This window comes from Reinekea blandensis MED297 (genome assembly GCF_000153185.1).
GTDB classification, from domain to species: Bacteria; Pseudomonadota; Gammaproteobacteria; order Pseudomonadales; family Natronospirillaceae; genus Reinekea; species Reinekea blandensis.
Map to the genome: position 1 here is coordinate 329,433 of NZ_CH724152.1, position 26,682 is coordinate 356,114.

The 26,682-nt window shown below is 52.8% G+C and carries 21 protein-coding genes; 11 read left to right on the top strand and 10 right to left on the bottom strand.

Annotated features, from left to right (window positions below; all coding sequences use genetic code 11):
• Nucleotides 1–41: 41 nt before the first annotated feature.
• Nucleotides 42–785 (bottom strand): gamma-glutamyl-gamma-aminobutyrate hydrolase family protein, encoded by a 744-nt coding sequence (locus MED297_RS13175; protein WP_008045683.1) that lies wholly within the window; start codon nucleotides 783–785, stop codon nucleotides 42–44.
• An 87-nt stretch (nucleotides 786–872) separates the two neighbouring features.
• Nucleotides 873–1,307, bottom strand: a complete 435-nt coding sequence (locus MED297_RS13180) for a hypothetical protein (protein ID WP_008045686.1) — start codon at nucleotides 1,305–1,307, stop codon at nucleotides 873–875.
• Nucleotides 1,308–1,540: 233 nt separating this feature from the next.
• On the opposite strand from MED297_RS13180, the gene glgC reads away from it, so the two are divergent.
• The 3 genes from glgC to MED297_RS13195 all read left to right on the top strand — a co-directional run bounded on the left by glgC (nucleotide 1,541) and on the right by MED297_RS13195 (nucleotide 6,112).
• Entirely contained in the window at nucleotides 1,541–2,809 is a 1,269-nt protein-coding gene (glgC, locus tag MED297_RS13185; protein WP_008045688.1) for a glucose-1-phosphate adenylyltransferase, read from the top strand.
• A 475-nt stretch (nucleotides 2,810–3,284) separates the two neighbouring features.
• On the top strand, nucleotides 3,285–4,913 hold the full coding sequence (locus tag MED297_RS13190) for a methyl-accepting chemotaxis protein (protein WP_008045691.1): 1,629 nt from the start codon (nucleotides 3,285–3,287) through the stop codon (nucleotides 4,911–4,913).
• A gap of 26 nt (nucleotides 4,914–4,939) precedes the next feature.
• Entirely contained in the window at nucleotides 4,940–6,112 is a 1,173-nt protein-coding gene (locus MED297_RS13195) for a transporter substrate-binding domain-containing protein (protein ID WP_040557227.1), read from the top strand.
• A gap of 10 nt (nucleotides 6,113–6,122) precedes the next feature.
• On the opposite strand, the gene MED297_RS13200 is transcribed toward MED297_RS13195, so the two are convergent.
• Both MED297_RS13200 and MED297_RS13205 read right to left on the bottom strand, forming a co-directional pair.
• Nucleotides 6,123–7,268 (bottom strand): OmpA family protein, encoded by a 1,146-nt coding sequence (locus MED297_RS13200; protein ID WP_040557228.1) that lies wholly within the window; start codon nucleotides 7,266–7,268, stop codon nucleotides 6,123–6,125.
• Between the two features lie 6 nt (nucleotides 7,269–7,274).
• Nucleotides 7,275–8,783 (bottom strand): choice-of-anchor L domain-containing protein, encoded by a 1,509-nt coding sequence (locus tag MED297_RS13205; RefSeq protein ID WP_008045698.1) that lies wholly within the window; start codon nucleotides 8,781–8,783, stop codon nucleotides 7,275–7,277.
• A gap of 329 nt (nucleotides 8,784–9,112) precedes the next feature.
• Between MED297_RS13205 and MED297_RS13210 the strand changes: the two genes are divergently transcribed.
• The 4 genes from MED297_RS13210 to MED297_RS13230 all read left to right on the top strand — a co-directional run bounded on the left by MED297_RS13210 (nucleotide 9,113) and on the right by MED297_RS13230 (nucleotide 12,016).
• Nucleotides 9,113–10,429: a DASH family cryptochrome gene (locus tag MED297_RS13210; RefSeq protein WP_040557229.1), complete on the top strand. Its 1,317-nt coding sequence runs from the start codon at nucleotides 9,113–9,115 to the stop codon at nucleotides 10,427–10,429.
• Nucleotides 10,430–10,672: 243 nt separating this feature from the next.
• Nucleotides 10,673–10,984 (top strand): cupin domain-containing protein, encoded by a 312-nt coding sequence (locus tag MED297_RS13220; protein WP_008045701.1) that lies wholly within the window; start codon nucleotides 10,673–10,675, stop codon nucleotides 10,982–10,984.
• Nucleotides 10,985–11,157: 173 nt separating this feature from the next.
• Nucleotides 11,158–11,442 (top strand): DUF211 domain-containing protein, encoded by a 285-nt coding sequence (locus MED297_RS13225; protein ID WP_008045702.1) that lies wholly within the window; start codon nucleotides 11,158–11,160, stop codon nucleotides 11,440–11,442.
• Nucleotide 11,443: 1 nt separating this feature from the next.
• On the top strand, nucleotides 11,444–12,016 hold the full coding sequence (locus MED297_RS13230; RefSeq protein WP_040557363.1) for a VIT1/CCC1 transporter family protein: 573 nt from the start codon (nucleotides 11,444–11,446) through the stop codon (nucleotides 12,014–12,016).
• Nucleotides 12,017–12,152: 136 nt separating this feature from the next.
• Here MED297_RS13230 and chrA read toward each other — a convergent pair whose 3' ends face one another.
• On the bottom strand, nucleotides 12,153–13,331 hold the full coding sequence (gene chrA, locus MED297_RS13235; protein WP_008045704.1) for a chromate efflux transporter: 1,179 nt from the start codon (nucleotides 13,329–13,331) through the stop codon (nucleotides 12,153–12,155).
• A gap of 62 nt (nucleotides 13,332–13,393) precedes the next feature.
• Nucleotides 13,394–13,702 carry a DUF3817 domain-containing protein gene (locus MED297_RS13240; RefSeq protein WP_008045709.1) on the bottom strand — a complete coding sequence of 103 codons (309 nt, stop codon included), beginning with the start codon at nucleotides 13,700–13,702 and terminating at the stop codon, nucleotides 13,394–13,396.
• Nucleotides 13,703–13,862: 160 nt separating this feature from the next.
• Here MED297_RS13240 and MED297_RS13245 point away from each other — a divergent pair, with 160 nt between their 5' ends.
• The 3 genes from MED297_RS13245 to putP all read left to right on the top strand — a co-directional run bounded on the left by MED297_RS13245 (nucleotide 13,863) and on the right by putP (nucleotide 19,711).
• Entirely contained in the window at nucleotides 13,863–14,621 is a 759-nt protein-coding gene (locus MED297_RS13245; RefSeq protein ID WP_008045710.1) for an AraC family transcriptional regulator, read from the top strand.
• Nucleotides 14,622–14,865: 244 nt separating this feature from the next.
• The gene (gene putA, locus MED297_RS13250) at nucleotides 14,866–18,060 is read left to right on the top strand and encodes a bifunctional proline dehydrogenase/L-glutamate gamma-semialdehyde dehydrogenase PutA (RefSeq protein WP_008045711.1); all 3,195 of its coding nucleotides are present in this window, start codon (nucleotides 14,866–14,868) and stop codon (nucleotides 18,058–18,060) included.
• A 124-nt stretch (nucleotides 18,061–18,184) separates the two neighbouring features.
• The gene (gene putP / locus MED297_RS13255) at nucleotides 18,185–19,711 is read left to right on the top strand and encodes a sodium/proline symporter PutP (protein ID WP_008045712.1); all 1,527 of its coding nucleotides are present in this window, start codon (nucleotides 18,185–18,187) and stop codon (nucleotides 19,709–19,711) included.
• Nucleotides 19,712–19,766: 55 nt separating this feature from the next.
• Here putP and MED297_RS13260 read toward each other — a convergent pair whose 3' ends face one another.
• The 4 genes from MED297_RS13260 to MED297_RS13275 form a co-directional block, all read right to left on the bottom strand.
• A complete protein-coding gene (locus MED297_RS13260; protein WP_040557230.1) occupies nucleotides 19,767–20,192 on the bottom strand; it encodes an SRPBCC family protein in 426 nt (141 codons plus the stop codon).
• Between the two features lie 92 nt (nucleotides 20,193–20,284).
• A complete protein-coding gene (locus MED297_RS13265) occupies nucleotides 20,285–21,136 on the bottom strand; it encodes an ABC transporter ATP-binding protein (protein ID WP_008045714.1) in 852 nt (283 codons plus the stop codon).
• A gap of 50 nt (nucleotides 21,137–21,186) precedes the next feature.
• Nucleotides 21,187–22,173 (bottom strand): ABC transporter permease, encoded by a 987-nt coding sequence (locus MED297_RS13270; RefSeq protein WP_008045715.1) that lies wholly within the window; start codon nucleotides 22,171–22,173, stop codon nucleotides 21,187–21,189.
• 57 nt (nucleotides 22,174–22,230) lie between these two features.
• Nucleotides 22,231–23,586, bottom strand: a complete 1,356-nt coding sequence (locus tag MED297_RS13275) for a CmpA/NrtA family ABC transporter substrate-binding protein (RefSeq protein WP_008045718.1) — start codon at nucleotides 23,584–23,586, stop codon at nucleotides 22,231–22,233.
• Between the two features lie 431 nt (nucleotides 23,587–24,017).
• Here MED297_RS13275 and MED297_RS13280 point away from each other — a divergent pair, with 431 nt between their 5' ends.
• On the top strand, nucleotides 24,018–26,678 hold the full coding sequence (locus MED297_RS13280; RefSeq protein WP_040557231.1) for a nitrate reductase: 2,661 nt from the start codon (nucleotides 24,018–24,020) through the stop codon (nucleotides 26,676–26,678).
• The last annotated feature ends 4 nt before the right edge of the window (nucleotides 26,679–26,682 follow it).

A 26,682-nucleotide genomic window follows, 5' to 3' on the forward strand; every position in this document is an offset into this window, starting at 1 on the left:
ATTTTGAGTATCATTTTGTAAAGCGAGGCTTTATCGGCCCTTCAGCGCTGGTTCGGCGTCTGGCAGGCAGCAATGAAGGCTTGAAACAGACGTTGATCGGCCTCGATGCGCTGGAACTCTGGATGCCATTGCACACCCAGACAAAAGCGGTGTCCGCAGGACTCGATGCCTTCAATCACGCCGTCCGGGGCGACCGCGTTGATTTTCAGTGTTTCCGGAAAGCGCTCGGTGCTGACCGATTGATGATGTGAGCTGTTCACGCCAAACTCATCCGCCTGGCAAATTTGGTGCAGCCGTGTCCCCGGCATTATTTGAACGGAATGGGCCTGCTGATACCCATTGGGGTTCTGGAGCGATCCGGAAGGGCTATGCTCCAGCGCCTGAGGATGGCTTTCCGGGATGTCCTGAATCAGGCTGGCACCCAACACGACGGCAATCAGCTGTTCGCCACCGCAGATACCCAGCACCGGCTTGTCGTCTCTCAGTGCCCCCTGGACCAATGCCATTTCGAAAGCGGTTCGTTGCGGTTTTAACTGAACACTCGGGTGGGTGTTGTTAGCACCATAGAGTGCCGGGTCAATGTCAAAGCCTCCGCCGGTAATGAGCAGACCATCGCAAACCGATAAATAGCGTTCCACTGAGTCGAGATGGGCGGGCAATGCCAAAGCGATAGCGCCGGCATCATGAATGGCATCGGCATAGTTTTCCCGCAGGGCATACCAGGGCGTATGGGCGTAACCGCCGGCCGGTTCTTGATCGAGTGTGATACCGATGATCGGGCGCATGAGTAGCCTCGTTTACTGTGCCAAATTGGCGCGTTTAGATGAAATTGCGTGCTCTTTTTTGGTGCGCCACGGCTATTCTGGTGCAGGTTATTCGTCAGAGTCAAAAATGTTATACGACTGATCCACGCGTCGTCCGGTCTTACCGGCGCGCAACGCCGCCTGTTCCTGAAAGTAAACCTGAGCCGGTTTTCCGTACAGCACGAAATTAATCAGTAACAGAATCAGAATGGCCGGAAAGAGCGGGGAGGCTGAGTGAAACTGCCACATGTTCAGCAATAGATAAGTCACTGCCCACGCGCTCCAGAGCCGCCGTCCGGATAAATAACCATTGAGCATGGCAACGGCACTGCCAATGGTGATCAGCGAATGGAGAAACGATAGGGCAATCTGCAGTTCAAAATCAAAACGATGTTCCGAAGAAATGTGCAGCAGGTCGATGCCCTGACTGGCAATCAGGGTGACCAGCAACAACGCTACCGACGACGCGATCAGAAAGTAGCATACCGCACCAATGCCTTTCATCTGTCAACCAAATCTCCGAGGGTGTGTCACTCGTGTTCCAAGAAGTATGCCAGACTGATCGCTTCGGTATCAGATTGTGAGCGGGTGGTTTGTTGGCGCCAGGCGAATGTGCGGCATGTCAGAACAATCTGACTTTTCTCTTGTCAGTGGCTGGACATGCTGCCTATAGTCTGCGAAGGGCCAAAAGAAATAACAAAAGCAGACCTTAATTCACGCAGTTAGCAGGACGCCATATGGATTACAAAAACCCTCGATACGTCAGCCGGATCACCAAAGATACCTTTGCCTTGGTGCTGGCAGGCGGAAAAGGCTCACGACTTCACGAACTGACCAACTGGCGGGCGAAACCCGCACTGTATTTTGGTGGCAAATACCGGATTATCGACTTTCCGCTGTCGAACTGTGTCAACTCCGGCATTCGGCGGATTGGCGTGCTGACGCAGTACAAGGCACATTCTCTGGTTCGGCACCTGATGTCAGGCTGGGGCCACTTCCGGCGAGAGCTCGGAGAGTTTGTTGAAATCATGCCGGCCTCGCAACGGTATTCGGAAGACTGGTATCTGGGCACCGCCGATGCCATTTATCAGAACCTCGATATCATTCATGCGGAGATGCCTAAATATGTGATGATTCTCTCGGGGGATCACATCTATAAAATGGACTACGGCCCGATGCTGGTGGCCCATGTTGAAAGCGGCGCCAAAATGACCGTCTCCTGTTTAGAAGTGCCCACCGAAGAAGCCGCCGGCGCTTTCGGGGTAATGAAGGTCGATGAGAACAACCGGATCATCGGTTTTGAAGAAAAGCCCGCACAGCCCTCAGAGATTCCCGGACAGCCGGGGATGACTTTGGCCTCCATGGGTAACTATGTTTTTGATACAGAGTTCCTGTTTGAGCAGCTGCAGATTGATGCCGCCGATCGGAACTCAACCCGGGACTTCGGTAACGATGTCATTCCGCGGGTCGTTGATGAGCACCATATTCTGGCGTATCCGTTTCGGGATATGGAAACCGGCGCTCGTGCCTATTGGCGTGACGTCGGCACGCTCGACTCGTTCTGGGAAGCAAATATGGAACTGGTGCGGACCACGCCTTCGTTGGATATGTACGGGCCCGACTGGCCGATCTGGACGGCACAATCGCAACTTCCGCCGGCTAAATTCGTGTTTAACTCGGACGAGCGTCGGGGCATGGCTGTCGATTCGATGGTCTCCGGTGGGTGTATCATTTCCGGTGCGCACATTAACCGCTCGATTCTGTTTTCACAGGTGCACGTGCATTCTTACAGCGAAATCGACAATACCGTGATTCTGCCGCGCGCAAGCATTGAAGAAAACTGTCGGATACGTAACGCGATCATTGATCGCGGATGTCATGTGCCTGCCGGATCGGTCATTGGCTACGACAGCGAACAGGATCGAAAAAATGGATTTAGGGTCACTGACAAAGGTGTAGTACTGGTAACTCGAGGTATGTTGGGTCAACCGGAAGGTTTTGCCTGATTCCATCATTTAGGTGCGGCGTTAACGTCGCACCTTTGGTTATTTTTCCTGCCTCTTCCTGAAAAAGTTTCAATCAAACGGTCTTTCGCCATCGTTTTTTTCGGTTTTTGGTTTGTTCAAAGTCGGTGTTGAACTCATGCCGTCAGAAAACGATTAGCCATTCCTTTTATAAAATTTCATACGGTTCTTTTTGCTCAGGTTGTTCACTGGCTGGCGTCGTACCATGCCGGAAAAATGGCGATTAGGTAACCCTAAAGAGATAGCTTACTGGCGTTTCGTTGGCGTTTTTTGTCAGGGCGGATTTGAACGTCTGGTAAAAGTTGACAATCACACAAGTGACGTCTTCATTTAAGACACGGATTTCCTTTATCGCAGATGTTCTCAGGTTTTTGGGCACGATGACGATAACAAGGTTAGTTTTCGGTAATGCAGTCCGTGGTTGCTAAACCGAAGTAGGCGTGTTTCTGGAGGCACTATGAACCTGAACTCAATCAGAACAAAATACACAACCGGTTTCATCGTCATTGCCGCGATCATGGCGATCAGCGGTTTGTTCAGTTTTAATCTCATTCGTACGCTGTCCGAGGCGAACGTTGAGTTTTCGCAAAAGTTTAATCCGGCCATTTCTGCGGTATTAAATGCGGACCGAGATTTATATCAGGCACGAGAAGCGGTATTGATTACATTGCTCGAACCTGAAAGCGCTGGCGACCTGTTCTCTACGTACAAAGAAAATGCTCAGCAGGCTTATGATCGCATGTACGCCTACCGAGATTTTCTGATTGATCACCCGGATGTGATCCAGGTGATCGAAGGGTTTGATGACGCATACAATGAATGGAAGTCCGTCAGCACAGAAGTCTTTAACCTTGTTGCTTCAGGAAACCTTGAGCAGGCGAAAGCTCTCAGCAAGGGAGCGTCAAGCGAGGCGTTCGAGCAGGTTCGAGAATTTTATAATGTGGCTGGCGAAGCGGCGGATGCTCGTGGCTTGGAAATGGGTGCTGAGGTGACCACCTTGGCAGAGCGGCGATCCACCAATGTCTTAGTTTTTTTATTGTTTACCTTTGTTCTAACGGTTGGAGCTGGCTATTACGCGCCGCGTAAAATGTCGTCGGCGATTACTAAACTGACGTTTGAACTGAAAGGGTTAAACGGTGGTGATGGGGATCTTACCCGACGAATTCGCAGTCAGCGTAAAGATGAAATTAAAGACCTTGCCGATGAAATCGATACGATGTTCGATGGACTGGTCGATCTGATAAAAGGTGTTGCGGATCGTTCTACGCTGATGACTGAGAATGTCGGGGAAATGGGGGTGAGTGCTGAAAAAGTACAGGCTTCCAGTCGTGAACAGCAAGAATCTATCGATATGATTGTGACGGCGGTGAACGAAATGTCTGTGGCGATCAAAGAAGTGGCGCAATACGCGCAAACCACGGCATCGGATATCGGCGAGGTTAATTCTCTTTGTGAAGAGGGTAAAGGCGTCACGGTTGATTCGGTAAATCAGATTCAAACGGTATCGACGGTCGTCCGTGAAGCGTCCAGTTCTATTGAAGATTTATCAGCCAGTTCGGATCAGATTGCGTCGGTTCTGGACGTTATTCGCGGCATTGCTGAACAAACCAATTTGCTTGCACTGAACGCCGCCATTGAAGCCGCACGCGCCGGTGAGCAGGGTAGAGGGTTTGCGGTGGTTGCCGATGAAGTTCGTACGCTGGCCAGCAAAACCCAGGCATCGACCGATGACATTCAGAAGATGATTGAGTCGTTACAGAAAGGGGTTGCGGGAACGGTAAAAGCGATTGAGAACGGATTAACGGCAGTATCGGCCTCCGTTGAAAAGACCGAATCGACGATGGCTTCATTGGAGCAGATTGTCGAGGCTGCGCAGCGGGTGGAAAGTGCCGCGATGCAGATTGCCACCTCTACTGAGGAGCAAAGTCAGGTCGCTGAAGATGTGAATACAAACCTGGTTCGGTTGTCAGACCTGGGTAGTACCAGTTTCGAACTGGCGTCATCGAACTCGGAACGTGCTCAGATTGTCTCACAGGCGGCAAATGAGTTGCACAGCAGTGTTTCCCGCTTCAAACTGGTGGACTAATGCCGCACAGTCGTTAGGTTTTTAACATGCTAACACGCCTTTGGTTGGTGATGCTTTTAACCTCGGGGGTGACGCTGGCCGAGGTTATTCAATTAGGGACCAATGAAGACCCCCCTTACCAGATGGTTACCGATGGGGGGTTGACCGGACTGGTGACGGAGTTAATGACTTGTGGACTCGACCATGTCGGTGCTGAATGGCAAATGAACCTCTATCCTTGGCGTCGATTACTCATGGATTTGAGCAACAATGAGTTGGACATTGTGTTCAGCCTCGACGACGGTATGTTTGGTGACAACGGTTTTCTAAGCAGTGTGCCATTGGTTCTGGAAAAGTGGTTCTGGTACAGCCAAAGTGGTGGTCAGCCTGAGTTGGGAGACAGCATCGCTGTCGTTGTTGAGTCAAACCAATCCCGATGGTTATCTGAACAGGGATACTGGAACCTGTTTTCGGTTTATTCACTGGAAGCGGCGCTCAAGTCGTTAATCGCCGGGCGGGTCGAATACGTGTTGGCGGATGCAGGTTCGGCTAAGGTACTGCTCAATAAATCTTTGGTGAATCATCAGTTGGAAGCCGAGTTTTACCGTTTCTCCACTCTGAGTGCTTATTTCTCTCCTGAGTTTTCTTCGACAAAAGGTGACCTGATCAGCGAGTTAGACGAAGCGCTGCTCGACTGCGAACCGGTCGGTATGATTCTCGATTCCGAAACCCTGGGCCGTTCGGAAGCCTTGACGGCGCGATTGAGTCATCTTTCAGCGTTTGCGGGAGAAGTGGATCGATTGCAGTCGGTTGATGCGGTGTCTGAAAATTTGGCTGAATTGGATGAAGACTGGAAGCAGTCAGTCGACAATGGTCAGCAGACGCCACTGATGAAAGCGGTGTTAAATAATGCACTGTCCGTGCAACTCAAAGCACTCAATGAAAAAGAGGGTGGGTTGATTACTGAGATTCTGTTGACGGATCGGTTCGGGCAGTTGGTGGCAACCAGTCAATTAACATCTGATTACTATCAGGGCGATGAGGCGATCGTCATCTCTGTTTTGGAAGCGCATCAACCGTACATCAGCCCCTTGTATTATGATCGCTCCACGGAACAGTTTCAGGTCCAAATCAGTTTGCCCCGTTTCCATGATAATCGGTTGTTGGGGGTATTGGTGTTCGGAGTCGATGTGCAGCGGTTGTTTCAGCTCACAGACTGACAACAATCGGCTAGCTGTTCGACTCTTCTGTGTTGACCGTTTCCATCGAGCATGGACTGGTGTCTTCCATCCGGAACTCGACGCGTCGGTTTAATGATCGACCTTCTTCCGATTCGTTGCTCGCACGGGGTTGAGATTCACCATAACCGGTCGCCGTCAGGCGTTGTTCGTCGATGCCCAGTTCAATCAGATAGTCGCGAATAGCTTGCGCCCGCTGATCCGACAGCGACAGGTTATAGGCTTCAGATGCCGTACTGTCGGTGTGCGCTTCAATCTGGATGTTGATGTCCGGGAACTGACGAAGGGTGTTGGCCGCCTCCTGCAAACGTACACGGCTTGTGTCATTCAGTTGCGCCGAGTCAACAGCGAACTGAATGGCATCAATGGCGCCATTGAACTCTGCACATACCGGCTCTGGAGGGGTGATCGGTTCAGGTGCAGCCGGTTCCGGTATTGGCGTGGGTTCTGGTAGCGCGCGATGGTCGGGGTGGCGGGTAAAGTAACGCCCGAGGGAAATAGCCAGCATACTGGCATCGTTGTCGAAGCCGTCGTAGGCCGCCCGGGCAAACCAGGTTTCATTAATTCGCCATTCCACGCCAATGCCCAGATTCAGTTGCACCGGTGTCTGTTTCTCATAAGGAATGCGATCATCAGAAACGGAGTTCGTAATGGCGGATAAGCCGACTCGGCCAAAGACATCCAGCGGATGTTCGGCTCCACGCAAGTAATAACTCGCGGCCATGGTCGGAATCTGATACCGGATGGTGGCATCGGCAATATCATCCGCAATCGCGGGATTAACGTTACCGAGACCGGCTTCTCCTGTGTAAACGTAAGAAATTTCTGCACCCCAATGCGACATGAAGCGCCAGCCTGCAAAAACCTTGTACCCCCAGTCCCGATCGTCTTCAACATAAAAACCACCGGAGCTGCCTTCGGGGGATACTTCGGTCAGTCCGGTGCCACCACCAACATACCAGCCTGATTTAAACTGAGCGTCAGCGGTCTCCAATGGACCATCTTCTTCGGCATCCCAAGCTTTCCAGACCAGTTCCGGATCGGCGACGACCATTTGCGCTGCGATGCTGTCATGGGCAAACGTATGGACGGACGTCAGTCCGATCAACGACATCAAAAAAGGAGCTCGTAACTTCATGAATGCTTACCTGCGACGACGCAACAACAGCAACAGTGGTAACAACAGGCTCAGTACCGGTTCAAAACTGCCCACGCCGGACACGGCCGTCTTAAGGCCTTCCTCCGGTTGCAGACGGTCGTTAATACCGTCGTTGTCGAAATCACCGTTTTCCAGTTTGTCGTTAAACTGATCTCCGTCGCTGTCGACGTCTCGATAGTTGTACAGGCCATCGTTGTCCAGATCGAGCAGTTCATGTGGTTGACCGGGAACGGTACCGTTGGGCACAGTCGGGTCGACAGCATCAAACAACCCATCCTGATCCCGGTCGGTCGGATCATCCAGAATACCGTCGTTATTGGCGTCGATTTCAGCCAGCGAGAGCAGGCTGGACAATGATTCCTGCAGATCGGTCAGCGTGTCGCTGTCACTGTCGTAGTCGTGAATGTCCGGCCAGCCGTCATTGTCGGTATCCACCGGGGCGAGGGTCAGCAGTGGCGCGTTTGGTTGGTCGCGCAGACCGTCCATGTCTTGATCGACCGACTGGTCGCCTTGGTATTCCACGCTATCCGGGATGCCGTCGTTATCCGAATCGAGATCGTACATATCAACAATGCCGTCTCCGTCAGTATCCGGCTGCTGTCCATCGGGCGCTTCAATGCTGTCTGGAATGCCGTCGCGGTCGGCATCCGGTTGATCATCATTGTCGGGCAACGAACGTAGACTGCCAGCGCGCAGAAACGCCCAGGAATCGAGTTGATTGTCCCCGAGGTCGGCCAGTCCAATAATGAGGTGATTCACTTCGCCTGGGTTGACGGTCGCGGTGCAGCGAATCAACCTGGTGAAACCGTCCATTTCTGTTGGATAAACCGCACTGGAAGGTGACTCTCGGTGACCATGGTCATTAACGCTCAAACCCGGATCATTATTGATGTAGAGCTCCGGGTTTACGGATGGTTTCTGTTCACCGAAAAGTGGTGGGTATTGAGTCGAGTCGTTTACCGTGTTGATGCTGAACAGTTGTCCGTCAGGCGTGCGGGCACAGTTCTCGCCGTTGACCAGAATCTGCAGGCGATCATTGTACCGGGAGTGAACATACTCGTTGTACTCCTCGGAACCAAAAATGAAGTCCAGCGTTAAGGCATCAAACTGGGGGGTGAATTCAATTTCCAGTTTGGCCAGATCGTAAAGCTCTGAGCCTAAGTCTTCATCGTCCACCGGGCTGTCGGACAGCCGGGTCGTGGCTTCGTCGTCGTTGTTTGGGCTGGCAACAACTCCTTTCACCTTGCCTGTACTTAACAGAATACCTGTTTCGAACGTCGGATCGAAAAGGTTGCCAAAATCCGAAAACACGCCCAGTTGGACGGGCTTGCCGCTGAACTGAAACGTCTCAATGTCCAGATTGCTGCCAAGCAGTGTGCCGATCGTTTGTTCCAGCGTGAGGGAGTCGGAATCGAGGTCGGTAACGGTTTGTGCTTGAGCGCCAAGGGTCAGTAGCGCAGCAAGCGGAGCCAGGGCAAAAATCGGGAGTTTCACTGAAGGTGTCCATTTTTCAGAATAATCGGCGAGAGAATACGGTTAAATTGTGATCTAAACCGCAAACTGCTTCACGTATTGCGAAATGTGTCATGGTTTTGTCGTGAAATCATTCATTTCGAGACTCTCATGTCTGATTCGCTGTCGTGTTTGTTAAATTATGTAAATTAAGCGGCGGTAAACCTAAGGAATCTTTGCACAAGTCAGGCTTAATACCGCGCAACGCTGCTGAACTGACTCTCCTTGTTCGACAAGGTATGCTGGCAATCCTAAGCTTCCTGTTGATCCGTATAAGGCATACCAAACTCGGCAACTCTGAGGCAGCGTGAATGAAACGATCATTGATGTGGTTTACCCAGGATCAGCGTCTGGATGACAACCCCGCACTGCGATTGGCCGCTGAGGCTGACGAAATGCTGTGCGTGTTCGTTGTTGAACAGGGGTGGTTTCAGTCCCGTCGATACCAGTACCCGCAGATGGGGCCGCACCGATGGGTTTTTCTGCAACTGAGCCTCAGTGAACTGAATCAACGCCTGCAATTGCATGGTCAGCGGCTACTGGTGGTCTATGGTCAGGCCGAGGTGGAGATCGGTCGGCTCGTTGAACGCTATGATATTAATCGCGTGGTACGTGCGCGTTCGCCTGGCACCGATGAACTTAGACAGTGGCGTTGGCTGGAAAGCCAGTTCCCGGAAACGGAGTGGTGCCAGGCCGATGCTGCAACCCTGTTCGAAGACGACCAGGTTGCCGGTCTGAGCCGTTCCTGGCCCATGTCTTTCTCGGCATTTCGACGTCTGGCAGAACGATGGGTGGTACCCGCTGTGACGGCCATGCCTCAATTGCCAAACACAATAACCCAACAGATCAGCCAACTGACTTTACCCGATTGGCTGCCGAATGCTCGCGCCTCACACTCGATGTTTGATGGTGGCGAGAGCGAAGCCCTCCGACATCTCGACTGTTACCTGGCTTCAGATTACCCGCAAACCTACAAGCGCGATCGCAATGCCATTGACGACTGGGACAGTTCGTCGAAGATGTCCCCCTGGTTAAACGCGGGAAACCTTTCAGCCCGACGACTGAAACAGAAACTGGATGAATACGATCAACAGCACGGCGCGAGTGACGGAACGCATTGGCTGTTTGTCGAGCTGCTTTGGCGCGAGTATTTTCAATGGTTGGCCCAATCCATTGGCACTAAGCTGTTTCATTTCCAGGGCTTGAGTGAGCACAAGCCGCTGACCAGCTTTTACAGCGACCGTTTTCGCAATTGGCGCGAAGGCAACACGCCCTGGGCGATAGTGAATGCTTGCATGCGACAGTTAAAAGAGACCGGCTATCTCTCCAACCGTGGGCGACAGATTGCCGCCAGCGCACTGGTTAACGAACTGGCCTTAGATTGGCGATATGGTGCCGCCTGGTTTGAGTATTGTCTGGTGGATTATGACGTGGCGTCCAACTGGGGGAACTGGCAATACATCGCTGGCGTGGGTACGGACAGTCGCGGTGGTCGGCACTTTAATATCGATAAACAAACCGAACTGTTCGATGCCGACGGATCGTTCAGAGCTCGCTGGGCCGCTGACGCTGAGCCACAACCCCTCGACACACTGGACCCAACCGGATGGCCGATAGCCTATCGTTAAGCCCAAAATACCAAGCGCTAAATAAACAACGGCACTTGACGGCGACCCAACTGTCACTGACGATACTGACTTGCAGCCCGCAGCCCGCAGCCCGCAGCCCGCAGCCCGCAGCCCGCAGCCCGCAGCCCGCAGCCCGCAGCCCGCAGCCCGCAGCCCGCAGCCCGCAGCCCGCAGCCCGCAGCCCGCAGCCCGCAGCCCGCAGCCCGCAGCCCGCAGCCCGCAGCCAACCCAACAAGGACTTTCATGGACATCATTCGAGCAAAAGACTTTACCGCTGAGCGTTCCTGGGGCGCGAAAGAAATCGCAAACATGAACGGGATTACCACGCGACTGCATTGGACAAAAGAGCCTTATCGCTGGCACGTCAATGATGGCCAGGAAGTCTTTGTCGTGCTCGATGGCGTGGTCGATATGTTCTACAAAGAGCAGGGTATTGAGCGTTCGGTAACGTTAGAAGTCGGCGATATTTTCTACGCATCGGTGGGTACCGAGCATGTGGCTCACCCGAAGGGCGAAGCTCGGATTTTGGTGGTTGAAACCGAGGGCAGTGTTTAGAGCGCTGTGATCCAGCAGCTTCGATGCTCGCTAGTCTCCTTAACATTGATTTGAGTACCGTAAACACCTCGGTTTAATCCCATTGCCTCGGGCCTGTTTGCTAAACTTCTGATGTGCGAGATTCAGTTTGTCCTGAGTTTTCAGGGCATGATCTGGTAGAGGAGAATAACGCCATGATAAAACTGACCCGACTGGTGCTCGATGTGTTAAAGCCTCATCAACCCAACTCGTATGCCTTTGCCACCCGGCTGGCCGAAGTTAAACCCGGGCTCGTCGTGAACCTCATGGTAGTTGAAATGGATGAGCATACCCATACGATCCAGCTTGAAATTGTCGGTTCTGATATTCCCCTCGATGAGATCGAAGATGCCATTAACGAGTTAGGTGGTTCGCTGCACAGTATCGATGAAGTCCAGGTTGAGAACACTACTGATGACTCATCGGTGGGTGATGCCTGAGATGATGACTTGGCGAGCGCTGCAGCAGGCTTTGGAGATCTCCCAAAGCGATGGTCTGATTCGCCGCTATTTTGTCGTTAACGGGTTTGATGGCGCACTGACGATGCTCGGGATTCTGGGTGGGTTTTACATGAGCCACACCGAAGATCTGCACATTGTTATCAGCGCCTGCCTTGGCGCCGCCATTGCGTTGTTTATGAGTGGACTCAGTGCGGCCTATATCAGTGAAGCCGCCGAAAGTCAGAAGGCCTTAGCCGAAACTGAGCAGGCGATGGGGAAAAGCCTGAAAGATTCCGCTCATGGCCGAGCGGCACGATGGGTGCCCTGGCTGGTGGGCGCCGTGAACGGCTTATCGCCTTTGGTCATTGCGCTGATAATTCTGATACCCGTGTTCGTGCATCAGCCCGGCATGGCCTACTCACCTCTTGTGCTTTCGATAAGTGTTGGGTTGGGGTTAATGTTTTTGCTGGGCTTTTTTCTCAGTCGGGTTTCGCAGACCCATTGGTTACTCGGTGGTGTAAAGGCGCTCAGTGTCGGCTTACTGACCTTGGCGATTATTTTGCTTTTGGAATGATTGGCTGGGTTTTCGAACACGCTGACAGCTCGCCTTGAAAACCCCGAGCGGCGCACCAGATTGTACAACAGCGCCTTTTTAGAACGATTCCGCTCTTTGATTGGCCCGCTGTTCTGAAATCTCAAAAAAAGAGTCCTCAAACCACAAAACCTGCCCCCACACAAAACACCACCACCCAAAGCGGCGACCAACGCGCTACACGTAAAATACTCAATCCAATTAGAACCACCGCCAAGTCTTCGGGTTCTGCAGCCGCGCTGGTAAAAATCGGGTCATAAAGCGCCGCGCCCAGTATGCCGACTACCGCAGCACCGATGCCGGCGAGTGCGTCCCGTGCCCCGCTCATCGCTGAGACTCGTTGCCAGTAAGGCAATACCGCAGCCAGTAAGAGAAAACCGGGTAAAAAAATGGCGAGTACCGCGACGGTGATGGTTGCGCCGCCGCCCATGTCTGCGCCTAAAAAGGCGGCAAAGGTAAATAGCGGCCCTGGTACGGCTTGTGCGGCGCCATAGCCGGCCAGGAACGTATCTGCACTGACGTGTCCGGTTGCCACGACTGACGATTCCAGTAACGGTAGTACCACATGACCACCGCCAAACACCAATGCTCCGGCCTGATAAAAACTCTGTGTTGCAGCGATCAATGGATTCAGATCACTGATCAGCGGCAACAACAGAAGCATCAGTGCAAAGAGCGCGGTGAAAATACCACTTAGGATTGGCTTGGGTTTTATTAAGAAGTTAGGTGTGGCTGTCTCTATGGGGATGTTGAGTAAAAAGCGGCCGAAAACCGCGCCGCCAACAATGGCGATTAACTGCCACCAGGGCGAATGGGTCAACAGCAGCAAGGCGGCTACGGCGATGGCGAGGAGCTGACGTTCTCGGTCCGGGCACAGGTTGCGGTGCATGCTGAGCACCGCATCAGTGACGACCACGCAGGCCACCAGTTTTAACCCGTGAATAACGGTGTCGGCCAATTCCGCCGGTAATCCGGGTAGGGCATAGTAGAAAGCAATCAACAGTAATACAGAGGGTAAGGTAAACGCCACAAAGGCGGCCAAAGCACCTGCCCAACCGGCTCGTAGCCAGCCCAGACCAAACCCGACCTGGCTGGAAGCCGGCCCGGGCAAAAACTGGCACAACGCAACCAGTTGGCTGTACTGGGCTTCGCTCAGCCATTGTCGTTTGTCGACCAGCTCGCGCCGGAAGTATCCGAGGTGCGCAATCGGTCCGCCAAAGGCGGTCAGACCCAGTCTCAGGAACACCAAAAATACTTCCAACACACGGGGCTTCTGTGGCTGAGTGGTTGATGGCATCGCGTGCTCCGGGTTCAATCCGACGGTCGAACCGACCAGTCTAGGGCATCAAGATGACGGTTTTATGTGCCCGAACGGTCTGCGGCCATCGTTTCGGCCTTAGCCAGCAGGAGGCGATCAAACACAAAGGGGCCAAATGGAAGCACGGCACCAACGATCCCCGCCGGCAACGCCCAGATGGGTAAGCGGGTCGCAAGGGTTACGACGGCCAACAGCACAACATACCCGAGGAAGAGTACGCCGTGCGCCATACCCACGATGGAGACCGCCTGGTCGATTCCGAACTGATACTTCAATGGCATGGCCACGCCGAGCAACAGTAAAAAGGAGAGGCCTTCAATATAGCCAACGCGGGCCAGGAATCGGATCATGAGGGGTGCCTGTGAGTCAGTTATTTAGGGGTCGCAATGATAATGGATGTCATTTCCAAACGCGAGTACAGGTCGTAAGCGGAGTCAGTCGCATTGCCAGCCTTGCAGCTTGGCGATAGACTGCGGGTTCGCCCGATCACGGTGCTCAGAGGGAGGGGGTATGTCCGAGTTCAATGCTTCAATCATGCGATTACCGCAACAGGGAATGGCGCACCACCATCCTTTCCATCAGATTGTGATCGGCGTGTCGGGTCAGGCAGAATTTGAGGTAGAAGGTCGTGGAGACATCGTCGACATTCGCCGTGCCTGTCTGGTCCCTTCCTGTTTTGAGCATCATTTTTGCGGCATCGACGATAACCGCGTTCTGGTGCTCGATATTCCGGAGCTGGATACCACCTACGTGCCCGAGCCGGTGGTGAATGCGCTCTTTGAACGGGCCGGTTATCTGCGCTTTGACCCGGATCTGACGGCGCTGGTACAAAGCGGCGTCCGTGAGTTGCAGCGATTCCCCGACGATGTAGAGTTGACACGTCACCTCAGCGCCACCTTGCTGCTCAGTGCTTATCATCGTCTGGCCGATAAAACTGACCTGCCCATTTCGCAGGGAAGGCTCGATCAGGATCGGTTAATCCAGTTTGTCGAAGATCATCTGCACGAGCGCATCAGCATTCATCAATTGGCGGCGCTGGTACATCTCAGCCCCAGCCATTTCCAGGTCTGTTTCCGTGATGCCTTCGGTGAAACCCCGCACCAATATGTGCTGAAACGTCGGTTGGATCGGGCTCAGCAACTGATTCTCGACAGCCGGCAAAGCCTGAGTCAGATCGCCGAGCAATGCGGTTTTTCCAGTCAGGCTGCGATGAGTAATGCCTTCCGTAAACACCGCCAAGTCACGCCAGGCCAACTGCGCCGCCAATGATCGATACTAAACGTACCTAACAGATCAGTGATCGAGTTTCTCTGACCTCACTTCGGAGTCTTCCGACTTCCCGTGTTTTTTGTAAAACCGGCGAAGTTTTTTGCAATACAGGTCATCAAACCTTCATTACCTTGGTGCCTCCAAGACAATAATAACGACCCGTTGGTGAAAACTCTGCGTCATCCGGGTCTGGAACGGCCATCTTCTATACTGGGCCGTGTATCCATTAACTGGAGAGAAAACCATGTTTCATCCTTCAGATGCGTTTCAGGCGACACGCACCGGGCAGACCAGTGCCGACCTGAAAGCGGCCATTACGTCAAACTACGCGATCCCGGAAGACGATTATGTCCGGGCCTTGTTAGAACTGGAAAACGATCAGCATACCGATCACGCCACCGTTGCGACTCAGGCTACGTCGCTGATCGCACAGGTACGCGCCTCCGACAGTGCCGTTCATATGGTCGATGCCCTGTTGTTGGAGTACAGCCTGGATACGCAGGAAGGCATTTTGCTGATGTGTCTGGCAGAAGCGTTAATGCGCGTGCCGGATGATGCCACCGCCGAAGCGCTGATCAGTGACCGGTTAGGCATTGCCGATTGGAAAAAACATTTAAAAAGCAGTGATTCCGTGTTGGTGAACTCAGCCACCTGGGGGCTGATGTTAACCGGTCGGGTGGTCACGCTCGATAACAGTATCGATGGGCGTCCGGGACCGGTGATCAATCGTCTCGTTAAACGACTTGGGGAGCCGGTCATACGTCAGGCCATGAACCGCGCCATGGGCATTATGGGCAAGCATTTTGTGCTGGGTCGTACCATCAAGGAAGCGTTCAAAAACGGTCGCAAGAACTTGAAAGGCGGGTACACCTATTCCTTCGATATGCTGGGTGAAGCGGCGCTGACCCGTGACGATGCCGAACGCTACCGTCAGGATTATCTGCAGGCGATTCAGTTTGTCGGTTCACAGAACCGAGCTGCGGGCGCGTCCGGTGTCGAGCAGCCGTCCGTCTCCATTAAGCTCAGTGCATTGCATCCTCGTTATGAAGTGGGCCAGCGCCAACGCGTCATGACGGAACTGGCCGATGCGGTTATGAGTCTGTTGGTCGAAGCTCGCGAACAGCAGGTGGGCATTACCATCGATGCTGAAGAAATGGATCGATTGGAACTGTCGCTGGAATTGTTTGAAAGCCTGTACCGCGATGAGCGCGTCCGCGGTTGGGGCAACTTTGGCTTGGTCGTTCAGGCCTATTCAAAGCGAGCGTTGCCGGTGCTGGTCTGGTTGGCGGCGTTGGCACGGGAGCAAGGCGACCGTATTCCGATTCGTTTGGTCAAAGGCGCTTATTGGGACAGCGAGATCAAGCTCTGTCAGAAAGCCGGGCTTGCTGAATATCCGGTGTTTACCCGCAAGGAGTCAACGGACTTGTCGTATCTGATCTGCGCTCGTTTCCTGTTCAGCGATGCCGCTCATGGTCACCTGTACCCGCAGTTCGCAACTCACAACGCGCACACCGTGGCCAGTATTCAACTCAGTGCAACGCATTCCGATTTCGAATTTCAGCGTCTGCACGGCATGGGCGATGCGTTGTACAACGTGGTATTGGAACAGATGGTTCAGCAGGAAAAATGCAACCCGATCCGGATTTACGCGCCGGTCGGTGCGCACAAAGATTTATTGCCCTACCTGGTACGTCGATTGTTGGAGAACGGCGCCAACTCATCGTTTGTACACCGGCTGGTTGACGCAAAAACGCCGATAGAAGATCTGGTTCAGCACCCGGTCGAGACGTTGATGAAGCGAACGAGTCTTCGCAACGGGCTGATTCCGTTGCCGGAAGACATTTATGGCGACGTGCGTAAAAACTCCAAAGGCGTGAACATCGATATTGACAGTCAATGGGGTCCGTTCAAACAACAGATTGATGCTTTTATGACGGAGAGCTGGCAAGGCGGCGTGATCGTAAATGGCGACACGCCAGACGATCGCGAACCCGCGCCGATTCATTCACCCTACGATCGCCGTGAGCAGGTGGGCAGCGTGCGCTGGGCAGACGAAGCCGACGTGACTCGAGCCATTGATAGTGCGCAACAGGCGTTTGAGGGGTGGCGACGAACGCCTGCCGAAACCCGCGCGGCCGCATTGGACAAAATGGCAGACCTGATGGAAGCTGACCTCGCGTTGTTTACGGCCCTGTGTCACCGCGAAGCCGGCAAGATCATTCAGGACGGCATCGACGAAGTGCGCGAAGCGGTCGATTTCTGTCGTTACTATGCCGACCAGGCACGACAGAATTTTGCCGAACCGATGGTTATGCCCGGGCCGACCGGTGAGTCGAATGAACTTTATCTGGAAGGTCGCGGTGTCTTTGCCTGCATCAGCCCCTGGAACTTTCCGCTGGCGATTTTTATCGGTCAGATATCGGCGGCGCTGGTGGCGGGTAATACCGTCGTGGCTAAACCGGCCGAGCAAACCACATTGATCGCGTCCCATGCCATTCGTCTGTTTCATCAGGCGGGTATCCCAACGGACGTGCTGCATCTGTTACCCGGCGTCGGGCCGGTCATTGGTCAGGCGATTATAGCGGACAAGCGCATTGCCGGTGTCGCCTTTACCGGGTCGACCGGAACCGCCCAGCGCATCCATCAGACATTGGCATCGAAGCCCGGACCGATTGTGCCGCTGATTGCCGAAACCGGTGGTCAGAACGCGATGATCGTCGACTCTACCGCCTTGCCGGAACAGGTTATTAAAGACGTCGTGCATTCGGCGTTTACCAGTGCCGGTCAACGTTGTTCCGCATTGCGCGTGCTCTATGTGCAGCAGGACATCGCCGACAATCTGATGACGCTGTTGCAGGGCGCGATGCAGGAACTGACGCTCGGTGATCCATCCTTGCACGAAACCGATATCGGCCCGGTGATTGACGAAACGGCCCGACAGAAACTGCAAGCGCACATCGATGACATGCGCGCGAATGCGGAACTGATTTTTGAAACCCCGATGCCTGACGATTGTGCGCAAGGCACCTTTGTTGCGCCCATCGCGTTTCGTATTCAGCATCTGTCGCAACTGGACGAAGAGCATTTCGGACCGGTTCTGCACGTCATTACCTATAAGGCAAGCGAGTTGGATGACGTCATTGCGCAGATTAACGACAGCGGTTATGGCTTGACGCTGGGGATTCACACCCGTAACGAAACCACTGCGCGGTATATCGACGAGCGCGTTCGCGTTGGTAATGTTTATATCAATCGAGATCAGATTGGTGCTGTTGTGGGTGTGCAGCCCTTTGGTGGTCAGGGTTTAAGTGGCACCGGCCCGAAAGCCGGTGGGCCGCGCTACCTGTATCGGTTTGCGACGGAACGTACCCGAACAATTAACACCACCGCCGTCGGTGGCAACGCGACGCTGCTGTCTCTCGAGTCAGAGCAGGTCTGATCGCAACCCATTCGGACGCAGATCCGGATGAATCCAAAGAGTCGTGATGTGTCTCGGCGCTTTGGATTCTCATGAGGGCCTGTCAGCAGGCCCAAAAATCATAAGAAGAAGAGAGTACAAAGCTATGATCGAAAATTCCCTGGCGATTACGCTGACGTTTATTGTTTATCTGGTCGGGATGCTGGCCATTGGGTATGTCGCCTATAAGCGCACCACCAGTTCATCGGATTATTTTTTGGGTGGCCGTTCTTTAGGGCCGTGGCCGGCGGCGTTAAGTGCCGGGGCATCGGACATGAGTGGTTGGTTGCTGTTGGGCTTGCCGGGCTATGCGTATCTGGCCGGGTTTGAAGCCATTTGGTTATCGGGCGGTTTGCTGGCAGGTTTCTGGTTAAACTGGTTGTTCATGGCTAAGCGATTACGCACCTATACCATCGTGTCGAACGACTCGCTGACGTTACCAGAGTTTTTTGCTAACCGTTTCCGCGACAACAGCAAATTGCTGCAGACGATTTCAGCGTTCTTCATCCTGCTGTTCTTTCTGTTCTACACCAGCTCCGGTTTGGTGGCCGGCGGTAAACTGTTTGAGACCGTTTTTGGTTTGAACTATTCCTGGGCCGTCATCATCGGCACAATCTGTGTGATTTCTTATACGCTCTTTGGTGGTTTTTTAGCGGTGTCCTGGACCGATTTGGTACAGGGGCTGTTAATGGCCGCAGCCTTGTTGATTGTTCCGGTGGTGGCGTTGACCAGCGGGGATACCGATGTCGGCATTTTTGCCGGCATGAAAGCAACCAATCCAGAACTATTGAATATGTTTACCGGTACCGATGGATCGCCACTGGGGTGGATCGCCATTGTGTCGCTGGTTGCGTGGGGGCTGGGTTACTTTGGTCAACCACACATCTTGGCACGTTTTGCCGCGGTTCGGTCAAACAAAGATATTCCAACGGCACGTCGTATTGCCGTCATCTGGTCGGGTGCCTCACAGATTGGCGCTTTGTTTGTCGGGTTTGCGGGCCTGATGTACGTGAACGCCAACATGGGTGGTCAGATCGACGATGCCGAAACCATCTTCATGGTACTGGTTAATGCCCTGTTCCATCCGATTGTTGCCGGTGTGTTGCTTGCTGCGATTCTGGCCGCCGTAATGTCCACCGCGGATTCTCAGTTATTGGTGTCATCGTCGGCGTTAGCGGAAGATTTCTATAAAGCACTTTTCAAAAAAGACGCCAGCCAACAGGATATTGTCCGTGTCGGTCGTGCAGGCGTGATTGTGATTTCCCTGATCGCACTGTCATTGGCCCTGTCGCCGGATAACACGGTACTCGGATTGGTGTCTTATGCTTGGGCCGGTTTTGGCGCCGCATTCGGTCCGGCCTTGTTGTTGGCTTTATATTGGAAACGCATGACACGTAATGGCGCACTGGCGGGCATTGTTGTTGGCGGTCTGACCGTGGTGCTGTGGAAGCAGTTCGGCGGCGGTCTGTTTGATGTTTATGAAATTGTGCCGGGCGTTCTGTTCAGTACGGCGGCCATCGTCATCGCTACCCTGGCCGGTGGTGAGCCGGACGCAGATGTCCAGGCTGAATACGAAGCGATGGAAAACAACCTGGATAATGACGGTGATATCCCGGTGACGGCGCGTCACTGAGTATTGATTGCACATCCAATCGAGCCGGGCTGAGTCCCGGCTTTTTTGTGTCGCCTCAGGTTTGTTGTTCGGCGTGCTTTTTAAAGTTCTCTAAAATTGCTTGCCAGCCGGCGCGTTGCATCTCAGGATCGTTTTCGGTTTCACTGTCGAACTGCGTGGTTACCTTGATGTGATCACCGTCTTGGACAAACTGAGTCGACACCTTTCGGCCGTCCAACAACGTATAACTTAGGTGTGACCCTGAAGCGACCTCTTCGTAAATGGCTTCAAAATCAAATCCCATGCTGCCGTCTTTGGCTTCCATGCGTGACACCATACGGCCACCCGGTGTCAGTTCCACTTTGGCCCAAGGGCAGCACCAATCGTCGCTCGCGAAGTTCCATTGTGTGATGTGTTCCGGCTGGGTATAGCATTCCCAGACGGTCTCCATCGGCGCGTATACCAGGGTGCTTATTGTGAGTAGTTCAGATGTGTTGGCCATCTTAATATCCCGGTGGTTTTGGAAACAGCAGTATAGACCCGAGTTCCTGCTGTCTACCATATTTCCATAACCAGGGTATCTGAGTTGAAGTCTTATGATGCTTCACTAACAACGGCTTCGGGTCGGTTTGATTTATGACGTTCTTTTTTTAGTGGCTCGATTTTACTGTGTTTTTCATATAGAAAACTCAGTACCTGAGATCGCAATTGATAGTAATCGGTCGACTCCGCCATGGCGATCCGATTACGGGGGCGGGGCAAGTCGACGGTTAAGATCTCGCCAATAGTGGCCGCGGGACCATTGGTCATCATCACTATCCGGTCCGACAACAGCACCGCTTCGTCAACATCGTGCGTGATCATGATGATGGTATTGTTCAACTGTTCCTGAATCTCCATAACTGAATCTTGCAAGTGGGCTCTGGTCAGAGCATCGAGTGCGCCGAATGGCTCATCCATCAACAGAATTTCGGGCTTCATGGCCAGCGCCCGTGCAATTCCGACGCGTTGTTTCATCCCTCCGGAAATTTCTGAGGGACGTTTGTCGGCGGCATGAGTCATGTGTACCAGATTCAGGTTGTGATGGATCCATTCTTTCATTTCGCCTTTGGACATGGTGGATTTGAACACGGTTTTTACCGCCAACTCTATGTTCTGGTAAGCCGTCAACCAGGGGAGTAACGAGTGGTTTTGAAACACTACCGCCCGTTCAGGGCCGGGCTCGGTGACTTCCTTACCGTGCATCACCACGCCACCACGGGTGGCTCGGTTGAGCCCGGCCACCATGTTCAGGACAGTTGATTTGCCGCAACCGGAATGTCCGATCAATGAAATGAATTCGCCTTTTTTAACTTTCAGGTTGATGTCCTGAACGGCACAGAAAGGGCCATTTTCGGTCGGAAACTCGATCCCGACTTGTGACAGTTCTAATAAAGTGTGTTCCATGCTGACCTCGCAGAATTGGAATGAATGTGTTCAGCGTTTGGGTGGATGTTTTATCGCAGCACCTGGGATTTATCCCAGGACGCGGCTTTTTGTAACCAGAGCATGGCACGGTCGAGTAAGAAACCGACCAAGCCGATGACTAACACCGCTGCCAGAATACGCGACAACGATTCTGAACTGCCATTTTGAAACTCATCCCAAACGAACTTCCCCAAGCCCGGGTTTTGCGCGAGCATTTCAGCGGCAATTAAGACCATCCAGGCGATACCGATCGACAGCCGCAAGCCGGTAAAAATCATTGGAACGCTGGCGGGCAGTACAATTTTGCGCACGTGCGTCAGGCTTTTGAGCTTGAGTACGCGAGATATGTTATTGAAATCGGATTCAATGGAAGCAACACCGACAGCGGTGTTCAACAACGTGGGCCAGAGGCTGCACAAAGTGACGGTAATCACGGAGGTCACAAACGACTTTTCAAACATCGGGTCATCAGAGACATAAACCGCACTGACAACAATGGTCACCAAGGGTAACCATGCCAATGGTGATACCGGTTTGAGTACTTGGATGATCGGGTTGGCCGCCATGTACACAAACTGATTCAACCCAATCAGAATACCCAGCGGAATAGCGATGGCACTGGCCAACAGGAATCCACTGAGCACAGTAATCAAACTGGTCCCGATCTGACTGATAAAGGTTGGCCGACCATTAAAGTCACGGATGCGTACTTCATAGTTAGGGTCTTCAGCCAAACGGGCAGCGTTGCGTTCTTCCTGTCGTTCATAAAAGGCTTGTTCCCGAACCTGCTCATCGCTGTGTTCTTGCCACAGTTGCCCGAATTGCTGGAATACAGCCTGCGGTCCGGGAAATGAGCCCAGCGACGTTTCAATATTGGCGGCAGCGGCCGACCAGAGCAGTAAAAACACACCGATACCCAATAAGGGCGCGGTCACGTTCAGTAGCCGTTTTGAAAGTCGGTTGAGCAGCCGGGGCAGTCGTGAAGGTAGGCTGATGAGTTGAGATTGAGTGGTCATAGTGCACCTGTTCCCGTGGCAGCGATAGCACTTGGGCAATCGCTGCCTCTGAATGAGTTAGAGTGTTTCGTCCGTCAGTCCGATATCAAACTGCCTGAGATAATTCACCGGCTGGCGACCATCAAAGGTAATGCCATCAATGAACTCATTTTGTGGTGGCTTAAAACCGGTTTCCGTTTCAAAGTCCGGGAACTCACTGGCGACGAAATCACCTTCTTCGAGTAACGCCCTTGCGGCCGCGGCGTAGATGTCGGGTCGATAAACTTTTTCAGCCGTCTCGAAATACCAATCATCGGTTTTAGGTTCGCTGATCTGTCCCCAGCGGCGCATTTGTGTCAGGTACCAGATGGCATCAGAGTAGTAGGGGTAGGTGGCATTATATCGGAAGAAAACGTTGAAGTCGGGTACCGATCGTACATCGCCTTTTTCATACTCGAAGGTGCCGGTCATGGAGTTAGCGATCACATCATAATCTGCTCCGACGTAATACGACTGGCTCAGAATTTCGACAGCCTCCGGGCGATTTGCGTTGTTGTTCTCATCGAGCCATTTGGCTGCGCGTATCAGGGCTTTGGTAAGCCGAATGGTTGTGTTTGGATAGGCTTCGGCAAACTCGGCTGTGATACCGAATACTTTTTCCGGGTTGTTTTTCCATATTTCATAGTCGGTGATGACCGGGACGCCAATGCCTTTGAAAACGGCCTGTTGATTCCAGGGTTCACCAACGCAGTAACCGTAAATAGTGCCGGCTTCGAGGGTTGCTGGCATTTGCGGTGGCGGCGTGACTGACAGCAGAACATCGGCTTGCAGTTGTCCGGTGGTGTCTCCCTGATGAGGTGCATAGTATCCCGGGTGAATGCCACCGGCGGCCAGCCAATAGCGCAGTTCATAGTTGTGTGTAGAAACGGGGAAGACCATGCCCATGTTAAACGGTTTACCCTCAGCGGTATAAGCATCGACTACAGGTTTTAAGGCACTGGCTGGGATGGGGTGTACAGGGCGGCCATCGTCTAGTTTTTCGATGTACGGCAGCATGTCCTGCCAGACATCATTCGATACGGTAATGCCATTGCCATTCAAGTCCATTGAAAACGGGGTAATGATGTGGGCTTCCGTCCCGTAGCCGATCGTCGCCGCCAGGGGTTGGCCGGCCAGCATATGCGCGCCGTCGAGTTCGCCGGTGATGACGCGGTCGAGCAGTACTTTCCAATTGGCTTGAGCTTCCAGTTCGACATACAGCCCCTCATCTTCAAAGAAGCCTTTTTCATAGGCGATAGCCAACGGAGCCATGTCGGTCAGTTTGATAAACCCGAACTTCAACTCTTCTTTTTCGGGCCAGCCGACGTCAGCCCAGGCACTGGTTAACACACCGATGGATACAGCACAGAGGGCGGCGATTTTTTTGCTCAGCATTTTCTCTCTCCAAAAAAAAAAGACGCCAATAGCCCATCGCGCGGATGAGGTATTGGCGTCTTTGCCGATTTTTTTAATTCTTGATTTTGACTCTCAGACATCGTTGTCTGGGTTGACGAGTTCAAAGCAGAAGCTATGCCAATGTTTGAAATCCTCAACTGACGGGTAGTTTCGGCGAAAGTTGATTTTAATTGTGTGCTATTAGTGAACATTGCCACGGAAAGGCGCACTAACTTGTCGCGTCTTTTGCTGGGGTTTGTTCCCTTTTTTGCATCAGTTTGCTGTGGGAAACCTGTAAAACCGTCCTCTCACGTGTATGGCATAAGCTGTGCTTTCTATTAACGATACAAAACTATCGAGCAATGACGCTCATCCGGAATGGTGTTAACCAACAACATTCGGGATGGGCGTTTTTTTTATTGGGTAAGGTTATGGATTCTCAAAAAACGACAACGCACACCACCTGTCCTTATTGTGGTGTTGGCTGTGGTGTCAGTGTGCGTGGCGGCGGCAGTCAACGCCGTCCGATTATTGATGCAACATCGGACCATCCAGCAAACCAGGGTCGATTGTGCAGTAAAGGCAGCCAATTGTCGGCAACGTTGGAGGATCGTCCTCGCCTGCTTACGCCGATGGTGAATCATCAACCGGTCACTTGGGATTCGGCTCTGGATTCTGTAACTGAGGCTATCCGCGACTGTGTGGACAATTACGGGCCGAACTCCGTTGCCTTCTATTTAAGTGGGCAGTTGTTAACAGAAGACTACTACGTTGCTAATAAGTTAATGAAAGGCTTCATTGGCAGTGCCAACGTCGATACTAACTCCCGGCTGTGCATGTCGTCCGCAGTGGCCGCCTATAAGCGGGCCTTTGGATCGGACTCAGTACCTACCTGTTATGAAGATGTTGAACTGACCGATTTGTTGGTCGTGGTGGGTTCCAACATGGCCTGGACGCACCCGGTATTGTATCAGCGCATCGAAGCGGCTCGAGTGAAACGTCCTGAGTTGAAAGTTGTGGTCATTGATCCCAGAGCAACCGCAACGGCGTCGCAAGCAGATATGCATCTTGCCCTGAAGCCCGGAACCGATGGTTACTTGTTTACAGGTTTGTTGACTTACCTGCATGAACAGGGGTTGGCTGATGATGAGTTCATTGCCAATCACACAAAAGGATTTCGTGAAGCCTTAAAGCAGGCGCGTTATTCGGTAGTGGAGGTGGCGCAGCTCTGTCAACTCCCGGAACATCAGGTGCGTGACTTTTATGAACGATTTATAACAGAAAATTCTGTCGTCTCTCTATATTCAATGGGCATCAATCAATCCAATTCCGGTACAGATAAATGCAATGCAATCATCAATGCCCATCTGGCCAGCGGTAAGATTGGTAAGCCCGGGTCGGGGCCGTTTTCTATTACCGGTCAACCCAATGCCATGGGTGGGCGTGAAGTTGGTGGGCTTGCCAATATGCTGGCTGCGCATATGGATTTCTCCGATGAGCATTGCTCTCGGGTGGGCGCCTTCTGGGAGGCAACCAACATGGCTCGCCAGCCGGGTTTAAAAGCACTCGATATGATCGACGCCATCGAGCAGGGAAAGATTCGGTTTATCTGGATAATGGGAACCAATCCAGCGTTATCGTTGCCAGACAGTCAGCGAGTTAAAAAAGCGCTTTCACAGTGCAACACCGTTGTTGTCTCTGATTGCATTGCCAACACCGAAACGACGGCACTGGCTAATATTCTGTTACCGGCAACCACCTGGGGAGAAAAAAATGGCACTGTGACTAACTCGGAGCGACGTATTTCTAGACAGCGACCGTTTCGTACCGCTCCCGGCGAGGCTAAGCACGACTGGTGGGCCATTTGTGAAATCGCCAAGCGATTGGGACATCAGTCGGCGTTTTCGTATTCTCACCCCAGTACCATCTTTGATGAACATGCTCGGTTAACTGCTTATGACAATAACGGCCAGCGGGATCTCGATCTGAGCGGGCTGGTGGGACTGACGCAACAGGCATATGACGAACTCACTCCCATTCAATGGCCGGTGAACGCCGAGCACCCAAACGGTTGCTCCAGGCTGTTCACCGATCATCAATTCTTTACGCCGGACAGAAAAGCGAACTTTGTGCCTGTTTCTCCTAAGCTACCTGAACTGTCAGGTGAAAACGAACCGCTGGTGTTGAATACGGGCCGATCGCGAGATCAGTGGCATACCCGGACACGCACAGGATTGGCTTCAAAACTGAACAGCCATGAGCGATGGCCGACGATTTATTTAAACCCGGATGATGCAACCACTCTGTCAGTAACCTCTGGGCAGCTCGTGATTCTGGAAAACCAACGGGCTCGGGCTTTTGGATTCGCTGAAGTTGATTCTGCACAGTTGCATGGGTCCGTGTTTTTGAGCATGCATTGGCATGATCAGGTCGCTTCTCGGTCTGGCTGCAACGCCTTGACGGATTTCATTAGCGACCCACACTCGGGACAGCCACAGTTCAAACAGACCCGGGTTTCCTGTAAACCAGCGACCATGGCCTGGTGGCGCATTCGGTTGAGCCAACTGCCTGAGCTATCCGATGATCGTGATTATCACTGGATCATTCCGATTAAAAATGGTGTGGTGACGATCGAAGCCTGGCAAAAAAAACGGCCCGTTATGAACGAAGGTAATCTTGAAGACGACAACCATCAAAGATTCCAAACGGCCTGGGTTGAACCGGAAAAACAGAAAAATGCCTATTGGCTCGACCAATCCGTCACTGCAATCGTCATTGAATCGCGAGAACTGAATTTGGCCGAACTGAATCAGTTGATCCTGAGCTATGAGCAGTCAACCTCGCCAGCGCGGATCAGTGGTGAACTCATTGCATCGGACGGTCATGAACTAGGACGCAGAATCTGCACTTGTTTCGAAACGCATGAAGCGGATATCGACGCCTTTCTGGCGGACCATCCGTCGGCACAGATGGACGAGTTAACGAGGTCGTTAAAATGTGGCAGTCACTGCGGCAGTTGTCGACCGGAGCTACGCCAACGAATACGGGCATCGGAACACAAGAGCTTTGCTGATTCGCTTGCTGCTAAATAACAAT